The following is a 3,117-nucleotide window of genomic DNA, read 5'->3' on the forward strand; positions in this document are numbered from 1 at the left end:
CACAGCAGTGCTATGCAGCTGTCTCCAGTAGAGTATGAGAAACGCTATTTTCTGAGCTTGGAGAGTGTCTAGGAAACCAGGGGCGATTCACCTAACCGCGAAAAGATGATAATTGCCGCATGGATTGTGTAGGTAAGCATCAATGGTTTATTGGTTGAGCATCGCCACGCCGGCCGGACTGTCTGTACTAAGTTTGGCGCGGGGAGATAGGAGTGCAAGACCCGCTGTTCCGCGTGGTGGCGGGGCATCCGCTGGACCATGCGGTGGAGCAGGCGACCGTGCTGATGTGTGCGGTGCACAAGATCAGTGATCTGGCGATGGTGGAGACTGATCATCTGCCTACACTGCTGACGGCGGTGCATTACCTCAGTGGCATGGCCAAGGCGTTGGCCCAGGATGTGAATCATGGGTTGATGGTTGGGCGGGGGGCTGAGTAGGGGGAGGATATCTGGCTGGGAGCTTGGTTGCCTGGGGGGGCACTATCGCGGGGCAAGCCCGCTCCCACGATCCCGCTCCAACAAGTCCGCTGCCACGTTTCGGCTAGTCGCTATGGCGCCAGGTTCACGCCGTTACAGCGGCCCTTGGTGGAGAAGTCGTTGATCTGCCGCGCCTTGTTCACCGACATCAAAATCGTGCAGCCGCCAGGATGGGCCACGTCGTCCCAGTAGTTGGTATGGACCATCACGTTGCCTTGCATCTCGGCGGTGCTGCCGACCACCTCCTTTTGCACGTAGGTGGTATCGCGGTACCAGCCCAACTGCACCCCAGCGCCGCCGGGCAACGGCTCCATGCGCATGGGCGGGCCGAAGAAGTCGATGGCCTGCTTGGCGTCGCGGCCTTGCCATTGGTTGCCCGCCATCAGCTCCGGCAGGGTCGGGATGCAGCCGGCCAGCGCAGGCAGCAACAGGCCAAGGACCAGCAGAGGGCGCGTGCTCATCGTGGGGTGTTCGCCAGCATGTCGTCCAACTCCTGCACCGCCTGGCTGTTGGCCTGCACGCCAATCAACTGGATGAACATGGCCTGGATGGTGGCGACCATCTTCGCCGCTGGCATCTTGCCGATCGACAGCATCTGGTTGCGCGCGCGGTTGTCGGGGGCGCAGACGAAGGCGAAGGTGCGCTGGAGCCAGTAGTCCTTCGGTGCGACCCAGCCTTGGATATTGGTTTTCACATCGCGCACGGCGCCGTCGAAGCGACGTATCGCCCGGGCGCTGTCCAGGCGGATCTGGCGCTGTTTGCATTTGACCTGCACCTCGTAGGCGGCGAGGGTCGGGAAGGCCGGGTCTTCGAACAGCTGCATGACCTGGGCCGATTGCACGCCGCCGGGCTTTTGCAGGATGCCGGCGGCATCGGCGACGTAGACCTCGTTGTGCAGGCGTTCGCCTTTGCCGTAGATGATCCAGTAGTCGCCTGAGGCAGGGGCGGCCAGGGCTGGGGTGCTGCAGGTGAGGGCCAGGATGGCCAGCCATTGGCAGAGGGGTGGAAGTTTGTGACCCATGGAGTCCTTTCCTGGTTTTTGTAATCCAGAGGGGACTATACGAGTGCTGGGTGAGTAGGGTCGATTAGGGCGGTTGTGCTAATGGCTAAAGGCCTGCGGCGTTCAGGTGCGGTTTAGAGCGAGCGCCTGTGCCGATCGATCGGCAATGGGCATGTAGTCCCGTTCTGAAACATGTAACGGTGGGCTTGTGCCTCATTTCCCTCAAGTCATTCTGCTGTACATTCCCTTGGTCAGACCGCACATGCGGCAGTTGTCGCATAGTTCGGATGAAGGAGCAAAACATGTCCAAATCAAGGGTGAACGTGGAACTTCTGGCCATCGAATGCGAAGCGCAGGAGGCCGAAAAAGCCATTCTTGAGCTTGTGCACACGGACATTACCGAGAACCCGGAACGTCTCCAGCCCATCCCTGCATCGTTGCTGAGTCGCATGGCTGATCTTCGGGCACGGGCACAATCGAATCGCAAGTGCACCGTGCTTTTCGAAGGTTGAGAGCGTGATCGTCAGCAGACAACTTCTGCACACTCACGCCCCCGGCCCTGATTGTGCCATCCCCCGTTCCGCTTATACCAAAGGCTACGTTGGCCGCCCTCAGATTGCCCGCTCCAGCAGTTGGGCTTCGGCGATCTGTCCGTTCTCATAACGCAGCAGTACCTGACGCTCCCCTTGATCGAACAGCGACTGCTGCAGTTGCTGGGTGTCCTGCGGGCCTTGGGCCAAGACGCTGCTCAGGCCGTCCAGTTGCGCCGTGAAGCTTTGTTTCAGCGAGGCGTCGAGGCTGAACATGCGTGAGCTGGTCAGTTCCATCTGCGAGTTGTAGATGCTGCGGCTCTGGTTACCGATTTCCTCCAGTTGGCCGAGACTTTCGAGAGCCTTGGCCGCCTGGGCGCGATAGCGTTGCAGTGGCTCGGCCAGGTAGCGCAAGGCACAACTGACCACCTGCAGCTGTGCGGTTTGCAGGTAACCGCTGACCCAACCCTCCATCTTCGTCAGGCTGCCCTGCAATGCCTGGCGGGTGCTGTCCACACCGAACAATTTGTCAGCCTGCACATCTTGGGCGTGCTTCAGTTCTTCGTTCATCTTGCGATCGAAGTATTTGGCCAGGGAGGTGATCTGGCTATGTTGATTCTCAAGTGTCTGGCGGGCAATGCTGTCGATGCCTTCTTGCGGATAGTGATCGAGCACGCCTTGGGTGTACTCGAACATCCCGGTCAGCTCTTCCCACTGTTTTTCGTCCAGATCGTGCTGCATGGCATCCAGTTGACGCTTGATGGCGTCCAGCTTCTCGTTGATGTCGTGCAAGTGCTTCTGGCCCACCGCCGAGGACACCGCGTTCCACACCACGCCACTGAGCAGCACGTTCTGCAGGTCTTCAGGCAGTGACAGGCTGGCCTGTTCACTGATCTTGCCGCCGGTACGCACGAAGGCCCGGACGCTGCCGTCGCCGTTGGCGTTCTTGGTCAGTGTCTCGAACGGCAGGCTGCACACCACGTAGTTGCCGCTGGCCAGCTCGCCCATGGCGGCCAGGCCGGGCACATTGGCCAGCAGCGGGTTGAGCGCACTGATCTGGTCGGTTGGCAGTGAGCGATGGGTACCTGCGGGCGGGCGTTGCACGACGTTG

At 60.4% G+C, this 3,117-nt stretch carries 4 protein-coding genes and 1 pseudogene; 2 read left to right on the forward strand and 3 right to left on the reverse strand.

Going from position 1 to position 3,117, the window contains the following annotated elements:
* Window positions 1-212 precede the first annotated feature (212 nt).
* Window positions 213-437: a DUF3077 domain-containing protein gene (locus CC207_RS21700; RefSeq protein WP_158216148.1), complete on the forward strand. Its 225-nt coding sequence runs from the start codon at window positions 213-215 to the stop codon at window positions 435-437.
* Between the two features lie 110 nt (window positions 438-547).
* Here the strand turns inward: CC207_RS21700 and CC207_RS21705 are convergent, their stop codons facing one another.
* Together CC207_RS21705 and CC207_RS21710 are read right to left on the reverse strand one after the other, a co-directional pair.
* On the reverse strand, window positions 548-937 hold the full coding sequence (locus tag CC207_RS21705) for a hypothetical protein (protein ID WP_023629525.1): 390 nt from the start codon (window positions 935-937) through the stop codon (window positions 548-550).
* Window positions 934-1,497 carry a hypothetical protein gene (locus CC207_RS21710; protein ID WP_088852746.1) on the reverse strand — a complete coding sequence of 188 codons (564 nt, stop codon included), beginning with the start codon at window positions 1,495-1,497 and terminating at the stop codon, window positions 934-936. The genes CC207_RS21705 and CC207_RS21710 overlap by 4 nt, the downstream gene beginning before the upstream one ends.
* Before the next feature lie 281 nt (window positions 1,498-1,778).
* Here CC207_RS21710 and CC207_RS21715 point away from each other — a divergent pair, with 281 nt between their 5' ends.
* Entirely contained in the window at window positions 1,779-1,988 is a 210-nt protein-coding gene (locus tag CC207_RS21715; RefSeq protein WP_088852747.1) for a hypothetical protein, read from the forward strand.
* Window positions 1,989-2,087: 99 nt separating this feature from the next.
* Here CC207_RS21715 and CC207_RS21720 read toward each other — a convergent pair.
* Window positions 2,088-3,117: pseudogene (locus CC207_RS21720) on the reverse strand (hypothetical protein); the annotation flags it as partial.

Source organism: Pseudomonas sp. DrBHI1 (assembly GCF_002205115.1).
GTDB classification, from domain to species: domain Bacteria; phylum Pseudomonadota; class Gammaproteobacteria; order Pseudomonadales; family Pseudomonadaceae; genus Aquipseudomonas; species Aquipseudomonas mosselii.